This window comes from Polynucleobacter sp. JS-Mosq-20-D10, assembly GCF_018687755.1.
Classification (GTDB): Bacteria; Pseudomonadota; Gammaproteobacteria; order Burkholderiales; family Burkholderiaceae; genus Polynucleobacter.
The window spans coordinates 1,804,332-1,825,329 of the sequence record NZ_CP061305.1; the positions used below are offsets into that span (position 1 = coordinate 1,804,332).

Annotated in this window: 21 protein-coding genes and 1 tRNA gene; 8 read left to right on the forward strand and 14 right to left on the reverse strand. The window is 45.1% G+C overall.

What is annotated here, in order from left to right:
* Positions 1-7: 7 nt before the first annotated feature.
* From sucC to FD967_RS09265, 7 genes are all read right to left on the reverse strand, one after another.
* Positions 8-1,177, reverse strand: coding sequence for an ADP-forming succinate--CoA ligase subunit beta (sucC, locus tag FD967_RS09235; protein ID WP_215325747.1), 1,170 nt, complete (start codon positions 1,175-1,177; stop codon positions 8-10).
* 189 nt (positions 1,178-1,366) lie between these two features.
* Positions 1,367-1,903, reverse strand: a complete 537-nt coding sequence (locus FD967_RS09240) for a regulatory protein RecX (protein WP_215325748.1) — start codon at positions 1,901-1,903, stop codon at positions 1,367-1,369.
* Between the two features lie 7 nt (positions 1,904-1,910).
* On the reverse strand, positions 1,911-2,999 hold the full coding sequence (recA, locus tag FD967_RS09245) for a recombinase RecA (RefSeq protein WP_215325750.1): 1,089 nt from the start codon (positions 2,997-2,999) through the stop codon (positions 1,911-1,913).
* Between the two features lie 117 nt (positions 3,000-3,116).
* Positions 3,117-3,650 (reverse strand): DUF2878 domain-containing protein, encoded by a 534-nt coding sequence (locus tag FD967_RS09250; RefSeq protein WP_215325751.1) that lies wholly within the window; start codon positions 3,648-3,650, stop codon positions 3,117-3,119.
* A 65-nt stretch (positions 3,651-3,715) separates the two neighbouring features.
* Positions 3,716-3,792, reverse strand: a tRNA-Met gene (locus FD967_RS09255).
* A gap of 70 nt (positions 3,793-3,862) precedes the next feature.
* Complete coding sequence (locus FD967_RS09260) at positions 3,863-4,597, reverse strand: fumarylacetoacetate hydrolase family protein (protein ID WP_251369134.1); 735 nt, start codon at positions 4,595-4,597, stop codon at positions 3,863-3,865.
* Positions 4,598-4,774: 177 nt separating this feature from the next.
* Entirely contained in the window at positions 4,775-5,185 is a 411-nt protein-coding gene (locus FD967_RS09265) for a hypothetical protein (protein WP_215325753.1), read from the reverse strand.
* Between the two features lie 42 nt (positions 5,186-5,227).
* Between FD967_RS09265 and FD967_RS09270 the strand changes: the two genes are divergently transcribed.
* Positions 5,228-5,839 carry an MOSC domain-containing protein gene (locus FD967_RS09270; protein ID WP_215325754.1) on the forward strand — a complete coding sequence of 204 codons (612 nt, stop codon included), beginning with the start codon at positions 5,228-5,230 and terminating at the stop codon, positions 5,837-5,839.
* Positions 5,840-5,918: 79 nt separating this feature from the next.
* On the opposite strand, the gene FD967_RS09275 is transcribed toward FD967_RS09270, so the two are convergent.
* Positions 5,919-7,589, reverse strand: coding sequence for an MFS transporter (locus FD967_RS09275; protein WP_215325755.1), 1,671 nt, complete (start codon positions 7,587-7,589; stop codon positions 5,919-5,921).
* 304 nt (positions 7,590-7,893) lie between these two features.
* Between FD967_RS09275 and FD967_RS09280 the strand changes: the two genes are divergently transcribed.
* Genes FD967_RS09280 through FD967_RS09295 form a run of 4 tightly spaced genes read left to right on the forward strand, consistent with a single transcriptional unit; the run spans position 7,894 to position 12,620 of the window.
* The gene (locus FD967_RS09280; protein WP_215325756.1) at positions 7,894-8,979 is read left to right on the forward strand and encodes a TRAP transporter substrate-binding protein; all 1,086 of its coding nucleotides are present in this window, start codon (positions 7,894-7,896) and stop codon (positions 8,977-8,979) included.
* A 20-nt stretch (positions 8,980-8,999) separates the two neighbouring features.
* Positions 9,000-9,542 (forward strand): TRAP transporter small permease subunit, encoded by a 543-nt coding sequence (locus FD967_RS09285; protein WP_215308440.1) that lies wholly within the window; start codon positions 9,000-9,002, stop codon positions 9,540-9,542.
* Positions 9,539-10,984 (forward strand): TRAP transporter large permease subunit, encoded by a 1,446-nt coding sequence (locus FD967_RS09290; RefSeq protein WP_215325757.1) that lies wholly within the window; start codon positions 9,539-9,541, stop codon positions 10,982-10,984. Before FD967_RS09285 ends, FD967_RS09290 begins: the two co-directional genes overlap by 4 nt.
* 37 nt (positions 10,985-11,021) lie before the next feature.
* On the forward strand, positions 11,022-12,620 hold the full coding sequence (locus FD967_RS09295) for a gamma-glutamyltransferase family protein (protein WP_215325758.1): 1,599 nt from the start codon (positions 11,022-11,024) through the stop codon (positions 12,618-12,620).
* On the opposite strand, the gene FD967_RS09300 is transcribed toward FD967_RS09295, so the two are convergent.
* Complete coding sequence (locus FD967_RS09300; protein ID WP_215325760.1) at positions 12,607-13,236, reverse strand: trimeric intracellular cation channel family protein; 630 nt, start codon at positions 13,234-13,236, stop codon at positions 12,607-12,609. The two genes, FD967_RS09295 and FD967_RS09300, sit on opposite strands and share 14 nt — an antisense overlap.
* Positions 13,237-13,317: 81 nt before the next feature.
* Here FD967_RS09300 and maiA point away from each other — a divergent pair, with 81 nt between their 5' ends.
* Positions 13,318-13,986 (forward strand): maleylacetoacetate isomerase, encoded by a 669-nt coding sequence (gene maiA, locus FD967_RS09305; RefSeq protein ID WP_215325762.1) that lies wholly within the window; start codon positions 13,318-13,320, stop codon positions 13,984-13,986.
* On the opposite strand, the gene FD967_RS09310 is transcribed toward maiA, so the two are convergent.
* The 4 genes from FD967_RS09310 to FD967_RS09325 all read right to left on the reverse strand — a co-directional run bounded on the left by FD967_RS09310 (position 13,979) and on the right by FD967_RS09325 (position 17,707).
* Positions 13,979-14,923: a ketopantoate reductase family protein gene (locus FD967_RS09310; protein WP_215325763.1), complete on the reverse strand. Its 945-nt coding sequence runs from the start codon at positions 14,921-14,923 to the stop codon at positions 13,979-13,981. The two genes, maiA and FD967_RS09310, sit on opposite strands and share 8 nt — an antisense overlap.
* Positions 14,913-15,200, reverse strand: a complete 288-nt coding sequence (locus FD967_RS09315) for a 2Fe-2S iron-sulfur cluster-binding protein (RefSeq protein ID WP_251369026.1) — start codon at positions 15,198-15,200, stop codon at positions 14,913-14,915. The genes FD967_RS09310 and FD967_RS09315 overlap by 11 nt, the downstream gene beginning before the upstream one ends.
* A gap of 64 nt (positions 15,201-15,264) precedes the next feature.
* Positions 15,265-16,821: a Rieske 2Fe-2S domain-containing protein gene (locus tag FD967_RS09320; RefSeq protein WP_215325764.1), complete on the reverse strand. Its 1,557-nt coding sequence runs from the start codon at positions 16,819-16,821 to the stop codon at positions 15,265-15,267.
* A 46-nt stretch (positions 16,822-16,867) separates the two neighbouring features.
* Complete coding sequence (locus FD967_RS09325) at positions 16,868-17,707, reverse strand: class II aldolase/adducin family protein (RefSeq protein WP_215325765.1); 840 nt, start codon at positions 17,705-17,707, stop codon at positions 16,868-16,870.
* A gap of 147 nt (positions 17,708-17,854) precedes the next feature.
* Between FD967_RS09325 and FD967_RS09330 the strand changes: the two genes are divergently transcribed.
* A complete protein-coding gene (locus FD967_RS09330) occupies positions 17,855-18,751 on the forward strand; it encodes a LysR substrate-binding domain-containing protein (RefSeq protein ID WP_251369027.1) in 897 nt (298 codons plus the stop codon).
* Positions 18,748-19,599 carry a DMT family transporter gene (locus FD967_RS09335; RefSeq protein WP_215325767.1) on the forward strand — a complete coding sequence of 284 codons (852 nt, stop codon included), beginning with the start codon at positions 18,748-18,750 and terminating at the stop codon, positions 19,597-19,599. The genes FD967_RS09330 and FD967_RS09335 overlap by 4 nt, the downstream gene beginning before the upstream one ends.
* A gap of 3 nt (positions 19,600-19,602) precedes the next feature.
* Here FD967_RS09335 and FD967_RS09340 read toward each other — a convergent pair whose 3' ends face one another.
* On the reverse strand, positions 19,603-20,940 hold the full coding sequence (locus tag FD967_RS09340; protein WP_215325768.1) for an NAD(P)H-dependent oxidoreductase: 1,338 nt from the start codon (positions 20,938-20,940) through the stop codon (positions 19,603-19,605).
* Positions 20,941-20,998 lie beyond the last annotated feature (58 nt).

A 20,998-nucleotide genomic window follows, 5' to 3' on the forward strand; every position in this document is an offset into this window, starting at 1 on the left:
TCCTTGATTATTTGTTTTTCGCAACAGCAGCAACTACCTTAGTGGCAGCTTCTGCCATTGAATCGGCACTAATGATTGGTAAACCAGAGTCTGCAAGAATCTTCTTCCCCAACTCCTCATTAGTACCCTTCATACGCACAACCAAAGGTACAGTTAAGTTCACTGCTTTACATGCTTTAACTACACCGTCAGCAATCACATCGCAACGCATAATGCCGCCGAAAATATTTACCAAAATTGCTTCAACGCTCTTGTTCTTGAGCATGATCTTGAAAGCTTCTGTTACTTTCTCTGCAGTTGCACCACCACCAACGTCCAAGAAGTTTGCTGGCTCGCCGCCAAATAACTTAATAGTATCCATCGTAGCCATTGCCAAGCCCGCACCATTTACTAAGCATCCGATGTTGCCGTCTAGTGAAATGTAGGCTAAGTCAAACTTAGAAGCCTCGATCTCAGCCGCATCTTCTTCATCGATATCGCGATAAGCTACGATTTCTGGATGACGATATAAAGCATTTGGATCAAAATTGAATTTGGCATCAAGTGCCTTGATCTTCCCGTTGCCTTCAAGAATCAATGGATTGATCTCCACTAATGAAGCATCGGTTTCCCAATAGGTTTTGTACAAGTTTTTAAATACGTCGCTTGCCATTGGAATAGATGCATCTGGAACGCCAATGCCTTTTGCAATGATCTGACAATCAGCATCTGTCAACCCAATCAAGGGGTCAACAAACACTTTAATAATTTTTTCTGGGTGAGATTCTGCAACCTCTTCAATATCCATACCACCTTCGCTGGACGCCATGATCACATTTTTCTGTGTGCCACGATCGGTAACGATACTAAAGTAGTACTCTTTTTTAATGTCTGCGCCGTCTTCAATTAAAAGACGATTTACCTTTTGACCTTCTGGGCCTGTTTGATGAGTTTTCAACTGCATACCCAAAATTTCAGAAGCGTATTTTTTCACTTCGTCCATACTGCGTGCCAATTTCACACCACCGCCTTTACCGCGACCACCTGCATGAATTTGTGCTTTAACAACCCATACCGGACCGCCAAGCTTTTCGGCAGCTTTAATTGCCTCATCAACACTAAATGCAGAGATGCCGTTTGGAACAGGCACATTAAATTGGCGCAGTAGCTCTTTGCCTTGGTACTCGTGAATTTTCATTATTACTCCCGAAACGGTATCTTTTTTGCAAGCGATGAGGATTAGTAAAACCGGTTTTTGCCTTGATCACCTACCTACCCAATAAACAACCCTAAGTAGTTCATCTGAATAAATGGGAGCGACTTGACCGACTGCGTAAGTCTATCATGCTGCAATGCGGCAACATGCTCTATCTGCTCCGTAATTGCCCTAGTTTGACCGCCCCGCCACCACCCTAGAGACCACATCCGAACTGAAGCCCTTAGACGCCAGGAAACGATACTGCCGAGCCCGCTCTTTTTGCTCTGTCGCTAAAGCTCCAAATTTACGCAACCATAATTCGTGAGCGCGTTGGTATTCAGTCTCTTTGAGCTTCCTAAGGAGATTTACCGTCTTTGCGCTATCCACGCCAGCTTGGGTGAGTTCGTCCTGTATTTTTCGGGTGCCATACCGCTCACTACGTCGTCTAACAAGGGCCTCTGCAAAACGCTCATCAGAAAGCCAGCCGCGAGCCTCAAAATCATCTAAAACAGCTTCTATCTGAGTCGCAAGAGGTATACCTGTGACTGGTATATCTCCATCCTCTAAAGTTGGGTTGAACTTCAATGACCTTGCTGTAGACTCCGCAAGCTTAGTGGCCAATCCCTTACGGCTGTACTCGCGCATGGATAAAAGGCGCAAAGCCCGAGCTTTGAGACTCGGGCTTTGTTTCTTCTTTTTTTGAACAGCACTACCTAATTCTGACATCGAAGAATTACGCTTCCTCTTCTTCGCTCACAACATCACTGACTATTGCTGTGCCTGTCTTTACACCCAATTTCGCACGAATCTTGGCTTCGATATCTTGAGCAATGGCAGGATTCTCTTTCAAGAACTCACGCACATTGTCTTTTCCTTGACCAATGCGATCACCGTTATAGGCGTACCAAGACCCTGATTTTTCAACGATATCAGCCTCAACACCCATATCAATAATTTCACCTTCTCGAGAAATTCCAGCGCCGTACATGATGTCAAATATTGCTTCGCGGAATGGCGGAGATACCTTGTTCTTAACTACCTTCACGCGCGTCTCATTACCAACAACTTCATCGCCTTTTTTGATACTACCAATACGACGAATGTCTAGACGCATAGAGGCGTAGAACTTCAGCGCATTACCACCAGTTGTAGTTTCTGGTGAACCAAACATCACGCCAATTTTCATACGGATCTGGTTAATGAAGATGACGGTCGTATTGGTGCGCTTAATCGCACCAGTCAATTTACGTAAGGCTTGGCTCATCAGACGGGCTTGGAGGCCAGGTAATGAATCGCCCATATCGCCCTCGATCTCAGCCCTCGGAACCAAGGCTGCTACCGAGTCAATCACGATTAAATCGATAGAGCCTGAGCGCACCAAGGCATCTGCAATTTCCAATGCTTGCTCGCCAGTATCCGGTTGGGAGATCAACAGATTATTAACATCTACACCTAAGCGTGAGGCGTATTGAACATCTAAAGCATGCTCCGCATCGATGAAGGCACAAGTTCCGCCTATCTTTTGCATCTCTGCAATCGCATGCAAAGTCAGGGTGGTCTTGCCTGAAGACTCTGGGCCGTAAATCTCAATGACGCGCCCACGGGCTAAACCGCCCACTCCAAGTGCAATATCTAAACCCAATGAACCGCTGGAAACCACCTGTATGTCCTGATGAATCTCTGCATCGCCCAATCTCATGATTGAGCCCTTACCAAATTGCTTCTCAATTTGCGCTAAGGCTGCAGTCAATGCTTTTTGCTTATCTCCGCTCATACCGTCAAATTCGGATGAGGCTGATTTTCTCTTATCGTCCAAGGCCATTTTTAATCCCTTTTCACTATTTGTTAGGCTGTTTTTTGAGTTTTTTGAGTTTTTTGTCAACATATAACTTACTGTATATAAAAACAGTACTATTTGCAAGTGGCTTTTAAAAAGAATTTACTGATTCTGTCGTAGATTTGCACTGACATGACGGTTATGCCAATGGAAAAATAGTGGCATAGCAACACCCCATACGATTGCCAAAAGGATTAGGCCTCCTAGTTGCCCATTGGGCCCCCAAGAACCTGCCCCCATCCGAATGCCTGCTTCATAAGACATTGGACCCGCTATTGCTCCTAGAACTGCTCCCAACCATGGCCTGCCACGTAACCAAGATAAGGATCCGTTAACAGTGCTGGCTACCAATGCCCATAGGGTCCACATCCAAAATGGGGATAGGTAGACACTAGGCCAAGCATCTTTAAAGTTTAGAAAGCCTAAATTAGCTATAAGTGTGTCAGCGCTCACTCCAAATATAAGAGCCTTGAATATTAGCTTGAGCTCTAGCTTTGAGTGCTCCGAACGCCAAATATGTATTCCAAGATACAAGAGAGTGCCGATGACGGGCCATAAAACCTGCTCATTAGCCGCGCCAATAATGCAAGCAAACCAACCGACTTGGAAAAGCACGAAATTCCAAAATTTAGCCATCGATCAGCTCCAAGCAAAATTACCTAAGAAAAAGGCCACTGCCGGTGGGCAATGGCCTCTTGATTTGGTGGCGATTCAGGGATTCGAACCCCGGACCTGTGGATTATGATTCCATCGCTCTAACCAACTGAGCTAAATCGCCGAAGGACAGATTTTAGCTTATTTGATCAAAATGCTCAATTTATCCACTTTGACCCCATACACCCAGCCCATTAGACAATCTTAATACTTAATTCCGGCAAATTATCGATAGTGCATCGAATAACATCGCCACGAATTACTGGCCCAACATTCTCAGGGGTGCCAGAATAAATGATATCGCCGGGAAACAATTCATTTGCCTCGGATAGCTTAGCAATTTGCTCTGCTACCGACCAAATCATTTGATCTAAAGTGGCCCTCTGTTTGACAACACTGTTTACAGAAAGTGAAATCGTGCCTTTAGTAAAGTGACCCACCTGACCCACTCGAAAAATCGGTCCAATAGGAGCTGAATTGTCAAAAGATTTACCGATTTCCCAGGGCTTTTTTTGGTCACCCATAAAGCGCTGTAAATCACGGCGCGTCATATCTAAACCCAAGGCGTACCCAAACACATGTTCCAGCGCCCTCTCTACAGGAATATTTTTTCCGCCCTTATTGAGAGCTGCAACCAACTCAACCTCATAGTGATAGTTTTTAGTAAGCGATGGATAAGGATGATCTACTAGCCTATTTGGCGCTACGAACTGAATGGCATCTGTTGGCTTCTGAAAAAAGAATGGTGGCTCCCGAGCAGGGTCAGATCCCATCTCACGTGCATGGGCTGCATAGTTTCTACCGATACAGTAAACACGACGCACAGGAAATTCAGCATCACTTCCCGCAATGGGTATGAGCGTTTGCGCAACCACAAAAGGAGTCTGAATTGAGTCGCCCAACTTGTGGGCCTGAACACCAGAAACCATCCCCACCGAGGAGAGTGATGCAACACCGAGCTTAATCGCATTACGTCGACTAAGAAGATCGTTTTCTGGATATGACATACCAAACCCCTTTAAAAAGATAAGTCATCTTAATCCCATTACAAAATATGTACATCAGCAAAACCCCTGCACAATCACCACCAATAAGGAGGCGCAGTCTTACTTAATCTGAAAGGTACTCACCGCCTCATCCCGGTTATAGCGTACGAAAACTTCAATCTTTGTGGATAAAAAGAGTTTCTTCAAGACCTCATCTTTGTTTTCAAAAGTGATGGCGGTTTGCTCTGGGAAGCGCGAAAAAGGGTCGCTCATCACCTCAATGGATTGCCCATCTACTTTAATCAGCCGAATAGTGCGCTTATACAGGCGGTCAGACTGAATAAAAATCAGGCGCTTGACGTACTTATCTAAGACCAGCTTTTGCCCCAGATCATTTGTCTTGAAATAGTAGACCAATTCATCTTTGCCATTAGTGGTGACATCCCGCTCCTCATCCCACTTAGCAAATGCTATCTGGCTGGTAAGTGCCCAAAGAATTGCTACTATGAATAATCTATACAAAGGCATCATTTACTTTCTGAGTTCATTTCATCTTATCAGCCAACTACACTTATGCGACTACTCTCCATATCCACCGGCAAAGTGATGCCGCTCTTTGGGTCCCATCACCCAAACTATTCAACTGTAGCCTCAGCTATCAATAAACAATCTATTAGCAACCTGAGCTCCGCCACTCCAATTGAAATCACTCGCCTTGGTGTTGCGGGCGATGAGCAAGCCGACCTATCAGTGCATGGCGGCATTGAAAAAGCGATTTACGTCTATCCAATAGAGCACTATGCTTTTTGGAATAAACTACTTTCCCGCGAAACCAAAAAATCAGTCAATCTCCCCCTAGGTTCTTTGGGTGAAAACTTCACGATTGAAGGCTTGCTAGAAAATGAGATATTTGTTGGGGATCAAATGCGTATTGGCACCCTTGAATTTACTGTAGTCAAGCTACGCGAACCCTGCTTTAAGTTCAACGCCAAAATGAAATACAAGGGTGCAGCCAAGGCGATGTTGCAATCAGGCTTTAGTGGATGGTATCTACGCGTCAATCAAACTGGTGCACTCGCAGCTGGTGCTGAAATTACAGTACTGCCAGGTCAAAGACTGACATCCATTGCGGATCAAAATCAAGCCCTCTTTAATCGGGGCAATCAAAAAGATCTTTGGGATTAATTGTTGTGATTGATTTTTGGCAATAAAAAACCCGACCACAGAGTGGTCGGGTTTAGTTTTTGAAACAGACTAATGAAACTTAGTCTTTAGCGTAAATATCTACGTCTTTAGTTTCTTTAATAAACAGTGTACCGATTACCAATGTCACCGTAGCGATGATGATTGGATACCAGAGACCGTAGTAAATATTACCGTTTTGCGCAACCAAGGCAAAGGCGATTGTTGGCATCAAGCCACCAAACCAACCGTTACCAATATGGTATGGCAAGGACATAGAGGTGTAACGAATACGGGTTGGGAACAACTCAACCAACATCGCTGCAATTGGGCCATAAACCATGGTTACCAAGATCACCAAAATTACCAAGATACCAAGAATTGCTGCATGGTTGATGCCAGCAGGGTCAGCCTTTGCAGGATAACCAGCAGCATTCAATGCATCACGAATCGCTTTCTTGAACTCAGCATCTTTTGCTTTCGCATCAGCTGGAGCCATACCCTTAGCGGAGTAGCCCTGAATCTCTGTGTCGCCAATCTTCACAACAGCAGTACCACCGGCTGGGCCAGCAATAGTTGTGTAGCTTGCAGAGTTAGAAGCCATCACCTGCTTTGCAATGTCGCAAGAGCTAGTGAACTTCGCAGTACCTGTTGGGTTGAACTGGAAAGTACATTCGTTCACATCAGCAGTAATACTTGCTGGTGCAGTCGCCATTGCCTTTTCTAACGCTGGGTTAGCAAAGTGGGTTAAGCCATTAAACAAGGAAACTGGTGTGTTCGGGATGTACAGAATGATGGCGAGCAACAAGCCACCCATGATGATGACCTTACGGCCAATCTTGTCTGACAAAGAACCGAAGATCACAAAGAATGGTGTACCGATTACCAATGAAGCAGCAATCAACAAGTTCGCAGTCTTAGGATCTACCTTCAATACTTGAGTGAGGTAGAACAAAGCATAGAACTGACCTGTGTACCAAACCACTGCTTGACCTGCAACCAGACCAAACAATGCCAAGATCACAATCTTCAAGTTCTTCCATTGACCGAATGACTCTGTCAAAGGCGCTTTAGACAACTTGCCTTCATCTTTCATCTTCTTGAAAGCTGGAGATTCGTTCATCGATAAACGGATGTAAACAGAAACGGCCAACAACAAGATGGATAAAAGGAATGGAACACGCCAGCCCCAAACGTCGAAGTCTGGACCTGTAAATTCACGTGTGAACAAAATCACGAGTAGGGACAAGAACAAACCTAATGTTGCTGTAGTTTGAATCCAAGCTGTGTATGCGCCACGCTTACCGTGAGGAGCATGCTCCGCCACGTAAGTAGCAGCACCACCGTACTCACCACCCAAAGCTAAACCTTGAAGCATACGCAATGCGATCAAGATCACTGGGGCAGCAACACCGATAGTTGCATAGTTAGGTAATAGGCCTACGATGAAGGTTGCGCCACCCATGAGCATGATCGTTACCAAGAAGGTGTACTTACGACCGATCAAATCACCTAGGCGACCGAATACCAATGCGCCGAATGGGCGAACGATAAAGCCGGCAGCAAACGCAAGCAATGCAAAAATGAAGGCAGAACCTGCATCTAAGCCAGAGAAAAACTGCTTGGCCATAATCGCGGCCAATGAACCGTAAAGATAAAAGTCGTACCACTCAAAAACCGTACCTAAAGAGGAAGCAAAAATAACTTTGCGTTCTTCAGCGGTCATTGGGGCTGCTTTAGTTGATGTTGACATCAGTAGCTCCTAACTATTTTTATTAAATAAAAAACAACTAGGCGATTATGCTTTGAAAAAAATCAAAGAAATCCACTACTTAGGGTAATTCCCCATCAAATTAGATCGGGGTTTTCCCCATAAATGTGGATTTGTTGCAACGCATTCGATGCATTCTCTAAGCAGGCGTTTGCACCAAGATATTGCAAGCCGCCCAATTTAGGTGCAAATGTAAATGAGCATCCAACGGTATCCCGATTTAATGGCAAGAGCGGTCAGTATCTGGCAGCGCACTAAAAAGATAACTAATTAAGGAGCTATACAAATGAAAAGACGTGACTTTTTAAGCAAAACTGCATTGGGCGCAGCTGCTGGTGTACTAGCAGCTCCTGCAATTGCGCAGTCCATGCCTGAAGTGAAGTGGCGCTGCGCCTCTAGCTTTCCAAAAAGCTTAGATACGATTTACGGTGGTGGCGAATATATTTCCAAGCGCGTTGCCGCACTGACTGATGGTAAGTTTCAAATCCGTATTTTTGGTGCCGGCGAGATTGTTCCCGCATTTGGTACGGTAGATGCGGTTCAACAAGGTACTGTTGAGTGCACTCATACGGCTGGCTATTACTTCGTTGGAAAAAATAAAACCTTTGCGTTTGATACCACCGTGCCTTTCGGCATGAACCAACGCCAGCAAAACGCCTGGATGTATTGGGGTGGAGGATTAAAGCTCCAACGTGAATTCTTGCGTGACTACAACATCGTCTCCTTCCCTGCAGGAAATACCGGGACACAAATGGGTGGCTGGTTCAAGAAACCCGTCAAAACAGTTGCTGACCTCAAAGGCCTAAAAATGCGTATTGCAGGCTTGGGTGGTGAAGTCATGTCACGCCTAGGCGCAATCCCTCAGCAAATCGCTGGCGGCGATATTTACCCCGCCCTAGAAAAAGGTGTTATCGATGCGGCTGAGTGGGTTGGTCCGTATGATGATGAGAAATTAGGCTTTTACAAAATTGCGCCTTACTACTACTACCCAGGATGGTGGGAAGCTTGCTCGATGTATTCCATGTACGTCAACATCAAGGAATGGGAAAAATTGCCTAAGCAATATCAAGAGGCATTTACCTCCGCATGCGCAGAATGCAATATCGACATGATGGCTGAATACGATTACAAAAATCCGATCGCCCTACAAAGCCTCATCAAGAATGGAGTCAAGCTCCAGTCTTACTCAACTGAGATCATGAAAGCAGCCTCTACTGCTGCGTTCGAGATGTATGAAGAAGAGGCTGCCAAAAATCCATCGTTCAAGAAAATTTATGAGCCATGGAAGAAGTTCCGTAACGACCAAATGCTGTGGAATAAGGTTGCAGAGCAAACCCTCATGAGCTTCATGCTAAGCAACCCAGTCAAATAAGAACCTTCCGATAAGTTGATATGCCAAAACAATTATTAGTTTTTTCAAGTTTCGTTGATCGCCTAAATGACCGTTTTGGTGTCTTTGCGAGTTGGTTGGTATTAATTGCCGTACTGGTCAGCACCGCAAATGCGCTGATCCGGTACGGCTTTAATGTCAGTTCGAATGGCTGGTTAGAAGCGCAGTGGTATTTGTTTGCTGGAATGGTGATGTTTGGTGCCGCTACTACGTTTCGATTAAATGAACATGTTCGGGTAGATGTGCTCTATGCACTCTATCCCAACAGAGTTCGTCTTTGGTTAGATTTTTGGGGTGGCATTATTTTCTTCCTACCAGTGACCATTATCATTGGCTACTACTCCTGGGAATTTTTCATCACATCCATTATTCAGAATGAAACCTCAAGCAATCCTGGCGGCCTGATTCGCTGGCCAGTCCGAGGTGCCATTACTCTAGGCTTCTTCTTGCTGACCCTTCAGGGTCTCTCTGAAATTATCAAACGATACGCAGCCATTATTGGCGTGATCAAAATCGATCCTAAGTACGAAAGACCTTTGCAATGATTAGTCATGATCTGATGGCCCCCATTATGTTTGGGGGCTTAATTATATTTTTATTGATTGGGTATCCAGCAGCCTTTTCACTTGGCGCAGTTGGCTTATTCTTTTCTTTTATCGGCATTGAGATGGGCATGTTCCAGCCCACCTTTTTGCAAGCACTGCCAGACAGGGTCTTTGGAATTCTTTCAAATGATCTATTGCTCTCGATCCCCTTCTTCACCTTTATGGGAGCCATTCTTGAAAAGTGTGGTTTAGCAGAAGACATGCTTGAGGGCTTGGGGCAATTATTTGGTCCGATCCGTGGCGGTCTTGCATATGCAGTGATTATTGTTGGCGCAATTTTGGGTGCTATTACTGGCACAGTGGCAGCGTCCGTCATTGCCATGGGATTAATCTCATTACCAGTAATGTTGCGTTACGGCTATAACCCACGAGTAGCAACTGGTGTGATCGCAGCCTCTGGCACGATCACCCAATTGATTCCTCCATCATTGGTATTGATCGTGCTGGCAGATCAGTTAGGTAAATCTGTTGGCGATATGTATGCAGGCGCTATTGGGCCATCCATTATTCAAGTGACACTTTTTTGCTTGTTCATTTTCTTTTTATCGATCTTTAGACCGCAGGATGTACCGGCGCTACCACCAGAGTCTCGCCCTAAAATTGATTGGAAGTTGTTTAAGAAAATTCTTTGGGGAATTGTCCCGTCGATTGCCCTAATTTTCTTAGTACTGGGAACTATTTTGATGGGTCTAGCTACACCTACTGAAGGTGGTGCAATGGGCTCAGTTGGCGCCCTCATTCTGGCGGCAATGAATAAGCGCCTGCATAAACCACTGGTCTGGGAAGCAATGACTTCCACTATGCGCATCAATGCCATGGTGATCTTTATCTTGATTGGCTCAACCGTATTTGGTCTTGCATTTAGGGGGGTGGATGGTGACCTGTGGATTGAGAACCTGCTATCTGGCCTACCAGGCGGTCAAGTTGGCTTCTTAATTGCGGTGAACCTATTTGTATTCTTCTTGGCTTTCTTCTTGGATTACTTTGAGATCGCCTTCATCATCATCCCTTTGTTAGCCCCAGTTGCTGAAAAGCTTGGCATTGATCTCATTTGGTTCGGTGTTCTACTGGGTGCAAACATGCAAACCTCATTCATGCATCCGCCATTCGGATTTGCCTTGTTCTACTTGCGTGGTGTTGCACCAAAGTCTCTCAAAAGTTCGGATATTTACTATGGAGCGCTTCCTTGGGTTGGCTTACAACTCATCTTAGTCGCCATCATTATCTTTATCCCAGAAACTGTGACGTATTTTGTTGATAAACCTGCTGCCGTCTTTGATGCTAGCGGTCCATCGGTTGATCCATTGGCCGGTGTAGAGCAAAATGAGATTACAGTAGACTCGAGCTCTGACATTGAACGTCAGCTACGAGAGAATAAATAACAATACATATTGAGACAGCAGTCAAAGGGATTTAGTAATGCAACAAAAATGGGGTATTCGAGGGATGGCGGTAGCGCCACACTCACTAGCATCTGAATCTGCATTAGCGGTACTGCGTGAAGGTGGTAATGCATTAGAGGCAATGATTGCAGCAGCAGCGACCATTGCCGTTGTTTATCCCCACATGAACTCCATTGGCGGTGACTCTTTCTGGGTGGTTCACTCCCCTGGTAAAGCTATGGGCGGAATTGATGCCTGCGGTGCAGCAGCCGGTTTAGCAACAAAACAGTGGTACGCGGAGCGCGGAATCACCAAAGCTATTCCGTTTCGGGGTGCCATTGCAGCCAATACTGTTGCGGGCACTATTTCTGGCTGGGGTGCAGCGCAAAAGCTTTCGAAACAAGGCTTGGGCGGAAGGCTCCCACTCTCCCGCTTATTGGCGGATGCCATTCACTATGCTGAAGCTGGGGTCCCGGTAACTCACAGTCAATCAAGTTTGACTGAAAAAAAGAGAGTGGAGTTAAGCCCCATTCCCGGATTTGCAGAGACATTTTTAATTAATGGCAAGGCTCCTGAAGTAGGTAGCATCTTTAAACAAGAGCGTCTTGCAAAAACCTTGCGCCAAATCTCTCGCAAGGGCACAGAGGATTACTATCGCGGTGATTTAGCCGAACTACTTGCAAAAGAACTGACAGAGATCGGTAGCCCCCTCAGACTATCCGACCTGCATCGCCATCAAGCGAAGCTGATTGACCCGCTTGAGCTCAAGCACAGCATGGGCAATGTATACAACATGACCCCACCAACCCAAGGCGTTGTGTCTTTAATGATCATTGGCATCTTGGATCAACTCAATCTCAAGCGATTCAAAGTCGATAGTGCTGAATATGTTCATCACTGCGTTGAAGCTACCAAACAAGCATTCAAGGTGCGTGATCAATTTGTGACCGATCCAGCGTACATGACAAGAAATGCGCAGTCTTTCTTGGCTCCTGCATTCCTAAAGAAATTAGCAAAAAATATTGATCCTGAAAAGGCATTACCTTGGGGTCAAGGCAAAGGACCAGCCGATACGATTTGGATGGGTGTAATCGATGGCAATGGAAATTGTGTTTCCTTTATTCAAAGTATTTATCACGAGTTTGGTGCTGGCATCGTATTACCCAAATCTGGTGTGAACTGGCAGAACCGCGGATGCAGTTTCTCGCTGGATCCAAAGACACTCAATCACCTTGAGCCCTATCGCAAACCATTCCATACACTGAACCCAGCAATGGCTTTATTTAAAGATGGTCGGTCGATGGTCTACGGCACGATGGGTGGTGATGGTCAACCCCAAACGCAGTGCGCAGTCTTTACCCGCACGGCAACCTATGGCCTTGATCCACAGGACGCCATCAGTCGTCCACGCTGGTTGCTCGGAAGAACCTGGGGACAAACTAGTGACAGCTTGAAATTAGAGTCACGCTTTAGTCCATGGGTTGCTAAAGAGCTACATGCTCTAGGACACGAGATTGAAATGCTCGATGCCTTTGATGAAACCGTTGGCCATGCCGGTTGTATTGTTCGCGATCCATCAGGCACACTGCATGGCGGTTGGGATCCACGTAGTGATGGTGCTGTTAGCGCGTTTTAGTAATAAATAATTTGGGTACGCGCAGGTTCCAGTAAATGGCAGCTGCGCGTAATCCAAAAATTGCAAGCATGCACATCACCGATCCCTCTAGTATGTATGCGGGGAGGAAATTCAAAATCAGAACGTAGATGCAGCAACCCAAAGTGACGGGGATTGCATACAACTCATGTGACATCAATAAAGTTTTTCTGCCTGCCAGAATGTCGCGCAGCAAGCCTCCACCAATCGCAGTAACTACGCCCAGGATCACGGGGGCAACTGGCAACCCAAAGCCTAAGTTCCAAGCCTTATCGACCCCCTGAATGCCAAACAAAGCAGCGCCAAGTCCATCGATATAGAGCATCCAGCGATAAATTTGCGGCTGTGTAAAAAAAGATTCCGCTACAAAAGTCACGATGCACGCACCCAAGGCTACCCAGATATAAATTTGCGCAATCGACCAAAATGCAGGGACTTCCAGCATGATGTCACGCAGTGTTCCGCCACCAATGGCAGTAATCACACCCAATACCATGACGCCAAAAAGATCAACACCCCGATCAGCAATAGCTAGAACACCTGTGACTGCAAAAGCCACCGTACCAATGATGCCAATCCAGAAATTAATTTGCTCCATAGTGACTAGTCTAAATCACCAACTCCAGTCACTCAATGAATTCCTTAATATACTGAGGGTAATGCCACCAAGGAATCTTTTATGAAAACTCAGCTTTATAGCTTTTGGCGTAGCTCTGCAGCCTTTCGGGTGCGTATTGCCCTCAATTTAAAAAATCTTGATTACGAGGTGATTCCTGTCCATCTCGTAAAAAATGGTGGGAAACAATCTTCGCCTGAATACAGTCGCAAGAATCCCAATTGCTTGATACCTCTTTATAGCGACGGAACTCACAGCATCCACCAATCTCTTGCCATCATTGAGTACCTTGAGGAGACTCATCCAAGCCCATCACTTTTGCCAAAGAATGCAATTGATAGAGCGTGGGTACGCTCATTGGCGATGGATATCGCGATTGATATTCACCCGATTAGTAATTTACGGGTATTGCGATATCTAATTCAAAAGTTAGGTATCAGCATAGAATCGAAAGAGGCGTGGTATCAACACTGGATGGTATTAGGATTAAATAGCCTTGAGAAACAATTAAGCGCTGATGCAAGAGTAGGTCACTTTGCTTGCGGAGATCAGCCCGGCTTGATCGACATTTGCTTAATTCCTCAAATTTTCAATGCATTAAGCATCAAGATGGATATGAGGGCCTACCCCACACTGATGAAGATATTTAATGAATGCATGAAGCTACCAGCATTTATGAATGCCTCTTGGGAAAAACAAATTGATGCTGAAGGACCAAACCCTTCTATTTAATTTGGGATTCGAGCATTTTAACTAAGGCATGAACAGATTCGTTGTACGGTGTCGCGACTCCATAGCGCTTACCTAACTCCACAATATAGCCATTTAAGAAATCAATCTCTGTCATTTTTCCCTTAGATAAATCTTGAGCTGTAGAAGAAATCTGCGTAACCATAGTGGTCGCTATTGACTCGTTTGCGGCAAGCGCCTCTGCTAGAGTGATGTTGACATTCTCAAACGCGGCAATAGCCAAAAACTCCCTAGTAATTTCTTCAATCAGCTTGATAATGCCGGGAGACTTAACCATCTCCCCATAAGAAATCTGGCCAATTCCTGAAATAGCATTAAAAGAACAGTTCACCAAAAACTTCAGCCACATGTCTCTTTTAATCTGCGGGCTAATCCTACACGGAACATCTGCGGCTTCAAACAGTTTGCATATCTCTTTCAGATTTTGCTCATCTCCTAAGGCACTTTCTTTCATATTACCAATCAGCAGCTCACCTCTACCATGGTGTTTCATAGTTCTGTGACCGATCATACCGGCTGCGACATAGACCACTGCTGCATAAACTGGGTTGGCCACTATTTTCGAGGCAATATCGATATTGGCTATACCATTTTGCACGCTGAGGATTACTGCCTTACTTGGCAAAATAGACTTAACATCTGCCATAGTCCGCTCTGTATCGAGTGACTTGACGCTTAGTAAAACTAAATCCGCATCACTCAAAATGGAAAGATCGGAACTTGCTCTAACTTTCACTGTCTCATGAAATGCTTTGCAATCCAATTCTAAACCAGATGCATTCAAGGCCGCCGCACGCTCAGGCCTTGCAATAAAAGTAACATCATGATGGGCTCGAGCTAACATACCACCAAAGTAACACCCTACTGCACCCGCACCTAAGACATATATTTTTTGATTACTTCGTTTTTTATAAATCAAGGACCAGTGTTCCGCTTTTGATATGAGAGATACAGGGTGTTAAATACTCCTGATGCTCGACATCACTCAAAATACAATCTCCGTGCTCTACATCACCACTGATATATCTTGTCTTGCAGGTACCACACAAACCTGATTGGCAAGAAGTAGGGATCTCAATGCCTGATCTTGCCAAAGCATCGATGATTGACTCGGCCCTCGTGACACTTATTTTTTGGCCAGTACTCTGAACCTCGATCACTAGTCCTTCAGAGTCCACACTGGAAATTGTATTCACTTTTTTATCTCGCTCCACACAAAGAATGGGCTGCAATCGCAGCCCATCTCTTCAGATCTATAGATTAATGCTTAAATTGTGCTTTTGCAGTTTGCTCAAGCTCTTCCATTTTTTTCTTTACAAAGTCTGTGCGCTCTTTGCCTTTGTGCTGCTCACTCTCCGTGAGAATCGCAATCACACCTTTAGCAACAAATCGTCTTTGCGCTACCTCATCTTCAGTAGTGGCACCAATTGGTAATTCAAATACATTACCAGAGCAATAACTATTGGGTGCACCATTCAATTCCTTTAACCACTCAGCAAAGGCTTCTGCGCTTGCTGCTGGATTAGAGCCTCGAATGGCATCCCGCAGCATCTTTCTAAATAAATAAGGGCCCGCATCAAATTTAGTAGGATTCTCTAGAGCATGGATTGCTATCGGTCTTTGACTAATGATGGCCTCGTAATCACCAGGCGCATATTGAGCCATCTTGTAATTGGAGCGTGCCCTGTGATCAGCAGGAATGTCCACAATATCGTTAATTGTATGCTTACCAAAACGCTCAGCCCTTCTCAAGGCAACTTGGCCATCCAAAAAGTCGATTGATTCATATCCGACCAGCTCTTTTTGTCCGATTCCACGGGTATCAATGCCGGGGCCCATCACACGCCAGCCAATCATCTTGCTATTGAAGTCATCGACTGGAACTGTCCAGCGAATAATGTGAAAGCGGCTAAATAGCTTCTTATTGGAGCCATCCTCAGAAGTGTAGGCGTGCAAGCTGAGGTTTGGTAACACTTGATGTTGAACACGTATAAACAATTTATCGTTGTTGACACGACGTGCACCAGAACAAGCCAAGCCTCGCCCACCATGGATTGGCACAAACTGCATATCCGGATGCACTTCCATTGTTGGAGAGCCTACCTCATCAAAGGTTGTACCTTGAAAGTGACCACCTACTACGTTTTTGGCAGCATGTAATTCAGCTGTATGAAAGTTATCCGCAGCATTGTCTTGAACTTGTAACCAATTGCAGTGTTGGAAATTACTATATGGCACAAGCTCATCGCCAGGAGCTACCGTGAAATCAGACTCCCACTCTGGAAATGGCGGCTCTTTATCAGGAGCGCCCATGTATGCAAACACTAAGCCGTTTCTTTCGAAAGCTTTATAGGCACCCTGTTGAATTGAGCATGCATATTTTTTTGCTTCCGCTTCTTCACCCTTAGGGAACGGCGCATTCAAACAAGTACCGTCTACATCAAATACCATGCCGTGATAACAACACTTAATGCCCCGATCTTGAATCTGCCCATACTCTAGTGAAGCGCCGCGATGAACGCAGTGAGCATGTAAAACCCCAATGCGGCCACTACCATCACGAAACGCTACCAACTCTTCACACAAGATAGTTAAAAATTTTGGTGTGTCAGTTAATTCAATTGACATGCAAACTGGATGCCAAAAGCCACGCATGTACTCGCCTGTTGGTGTGCCAGGACCCACCTCTGTTAGCTCAGGATCATGTCCTGGAACTTTATTGGTGTAATAGCCACCATAAGGGACTAATTTCTTGGGTGTTACAGACCCTGCGGATGCGCCGACCTTTTTCTCCGCTTGTTCCTGTTTACTTGTCATTAATGGTGCTCCAATTGATTAACTAGCTATATCTAAAACTACTCAATTACTCAAACATATCTGGCTGGTTTTCTTTTAGATAACCCCAGATTGGCTGGAAATGTAACCAACCAATATACTCGCTACCCACATGTTCACGACTGTAACGCGCGGTTTCTGGAGATAACAACACAGGCTTAATGCCCGTTGCCTCAACTATCATCTGCTGTTTGCAGCAACGCTCTAAGGCTATGAACCAGAATGCTGCAGCCTCAATACTATGACGACTTACTGTTAACAAGCCATGATTGCGGTGAATAATCGCTTTCACTTTTTTTAATGAACCCGCTACGTTATAGCCTGAATTATCCTCAACTGCTACTTGACCAGCTTGCTCCGCTAAAACCATATGGTCCTCAAAGAATGCTGCAGCATCTTGAGAGATTGGATCTAGTGGTTTACCTAGCGCTGCAAATGCTGTTCCATAGACTGTATGTGCATGACACATAGCCACGATATCAGGATGCTTTTCATGAACCGCTGCGTGCAACACAAATCCAGCACGATTGAGTGCATGTTTGCCTTCCAAAATATTGCCTTCATGATCTGCCAGAATTAAGTTAGAAACTTTTACTTGATCAAAATGCACAGCCATTGGATTGGTCCAATACAAATTTGGATGCTCTGGATCACGAACCGTTAAATGTCCCGCAAATCCATAATCGAACTTTTCTAGGGCAAATGCTCTGCATGCAGCAACTAATCGCTCCTTGAGATGCTGACGCTCCTCAGCGAAGCTTTTGAATTTTGGCTGGTAAGGAAAAATCTGGGATTTGTCTTCAGGTTGATAAATGGACTCTCTATCGCCCAAGTTCAATTTACGTTCTTTCTCCATCACCGCAGCCATGTGAATTCCTTTTTAAAATGAAGTCAATTTGATATTTTGAGAAAACTCAAAATATAACTAAGCCGTAATCATCAGCCTTCCTAAAGGTTTTGACAAACGATAAGTATTCATGAATAGATGAATATAAATCATGTATATTCTATTTACATGAGAAAAATACCAAATTATGTTCTTTTGCGGGCTTTTGAGGCGGCTGCACGCCTTGAAAGCTTCACCTTGGCTGCTAAGGAGCTGCACCTCACTCAATCAGCCATTAGCCACCAAATTAGAGAGCTCGAAGACTATTTTGGTAAGCCACTATTTCTAAGAAAGAACCGCAAAGTAGAACCAACGGCCGAAGGGCGACGTTTTTTAGAGTCACTTTCCAGAGTGTTTGATGTCATTGAAGCGGCATGCAATGAGGTGACGCTCGCTCCAAGTTCACAAGTTCTTGCTTTGCACTGTTCACCTAGTTTTGCTGCCAAGTGGCTTAGCCCAAGGCTACCGGAGTTCATTAAAAACAATCCCGATATTACTATTCGACTTACTTCTGGCGCCGAGCCCATTGATCTTTTGCGTAATCAAGAAATTGATATTTCCATCTCCTATCAATCAACTCATGAAGGCCCCGGAATTACATCCCTATCTCTAGGCGAAGAAAAAATTATGCCGCTCTGTTCGCCAGACTTAATTGATCCCAAAGTTTCAGTAGAAGAGTTGATGAGTAAGTTAACCCTCATCGAGTCTTCACTGAATCACCATACTTGGGAGCGGTGGTTTGAGATTAATCAACTTAAAAATTCATCAAGCCGAAAGATGTCATTCGATCGTGCAGCCCTCTCAGTATCAGCCGCCGTGGACGGTATAGGGGCTGTACTTGAGAGTGTTCGGTTTGCTGAAAGAGAGCTCTCACGAGGTGAGTTGGTTGAACTCGGCAAGGGGATCTTTTTACCCACTACCGATAGGACTCATTTTTTGTCCTATCGCTCGAATACTAAAAACAGTCAAAAAATTAAGCTCTTTAAAGAATGGATATGCATTAAGGCTGGAGTCCTTACGGAGTGAAATCGCCAGTCTTCCTTTTTATTCTCAGTGGAATTTGCTTTTCTACAGTAGATGTAATGGCCAAGATTCTGGTCCAAGACACTAATCTTATCGCTGTAGTGTGGTCTCGATTTTTTGGTCAATTATTACTTGCGGCTCCGATCGCCTGGTACTTCCTAGGTAAAAATTTCTGGCGTACTCAAAATTTAGGCCTGCAACTCTTTCGCTCTTGCTTGCTTGTCGCAACTGCAGCCTTATTTTTTGCAGGGCTCAATTGGCTGCCTTTAGCTGAGGCGTCATCAATTACATTCACCGCTCCAATTTGGGTGGCAATCCTATCGGGACCTATATTAGGTGAGCGCGTTGGACCAAAAGATTGGTTGGTCGCTGCAATAGGATTCTTGGGCATCCTCTTCATCGCCAGACCAGGCTCGGCAATTTTTCACTTAGCTGCGCTACTACTTGTTCTCATGGCATTTCTCAATGCCATCTTTCAGCTATCGACTAGAAAACTAGTTGAAGACTCGGAATACACCACTTTCTTTTATAGCGGCATCGTTGGGCTTGTGATCTCTACTGTATTACTACCGATTGCGGCTCCACTTCCCACATTACCTGCATATGAATATGCATTATTTGGTTTGATAGGCTTATTTGGCGGAATTGCCCATCTATTGGTTGTACTAGCGTTCTATAAAATGCGACCCTACAAACTAACCCCTTTAGTTTTCTTACAGCTGATCTGGGCGGTTGGCTATGGCTACCTGATTTTTGGTGAACTACCCGATGGCTTAAGCGTCGTTGGCATGATTCTGATTGCCTCTTCAGGGATCTGGCTGATCTGGAACCATCGCACAATATCGACCTAAGACCTAAGCGAATACTTTTTCCATTTCGCGTCGAAATTGAATGGCTTGCTTAGTAGCGTCGTAATCCACATCACTCCAACATACCGGCTTCCCAGATGGAATCTCTTTGTTTAAAACCATATTGTGTGCCAAACCAATTGGTAAGGCACCAAGCTTGAGTGAATCTGTAGCAGTCATCAGTTTTCCGTAAACTGTGAAGCCACCCTCTCCATCTAATTTCTCACCAGCCTTCAGCGTGCGCTTAGCAGTAGCAACAACATCGCCCTTCCAATCACCAGTTGCACCAGTAGCCTCTCCTCGGACTGCAATACTTGCAACCGAGATACCTAGCTCCAAACCGATCAAGTGATAAGGCTTATACATCGCCGCATATTTACCAGTACTATCTGTTTTTAGGCCGTATTGTGCAAAGCAATCAACCACATATTGGCTAGGCGCTTCAAACACAGCAAAAACACCCCAACGTAAATCTCTGAATACTGGACGTCCATCTCGCTCAACTGAAGACACTACTTCAACAGTTCCCTTTTGCCTCAAAATACCGCCCTCAGCTACTGGTCGGAAAATGTGTGGCAAGTCATCTACTCCACAAGGCGGGAACTCTAAACCGTTGCTCGGAGGAATTAAGTCGCAAGCATTTGATACTGCGGCCATTTCGAGGGCTGACTTAGTTCCATCCAAAAATGAATTAAACATTTGTGCATTGAAGTCACCACCAGCAACTTGTTCCTCAGAAAATCCATAATGTCCCCAGACAGTATCGGGCGTGGCCTGGTGATAGATAGGTAAATATTTAGTTCCCTTACCTGCACACACCACTTCTAAGCCAATCGTCCTTGCCCAATCCACTAATTCTGCGATGAGTGCTGGCTGATCTCCAGAAGCCATAGAGTAAATCACACCAGCCTCTGCCGCCTTACGTGCTAGTAAAGGGCCTGCCAATACATCTGCCTCTACGTTAACCATGATGATGTGCTTGCGATGATCAAAACAAAGCAGAGCATGACGAATACCGGCTGCTGGACTACCTGTGGAATCGATCACGATATCAATGTGCTCACTAGCTATCATTTTTTCTGCGTCGTCAGTCACAAAGGTGGCGCCTGACCTAGCGGCGTCCTGTAATGAGGAAGCGCTATAACGAGGGGCATCCCAACCTACCCGAGCAAGCGATTCTTTTGCACGATCAGGAGATAAATCGGCGACCGCAACCAAATGAATGCCTGGGGTGCGCGGCGCCTGCGAAAGATACATGGATCCGAACTTACCAGCGCCAATAATCCCAACACGCACGGGATTGTTGTTAGCTGCGCGTGCTTTGAGCTTTTGAATAAGGGACATCTAAACATCTCCAGAAAATTTGGTAATAACAAATAATAAAGTGATCATAAGGTATCAA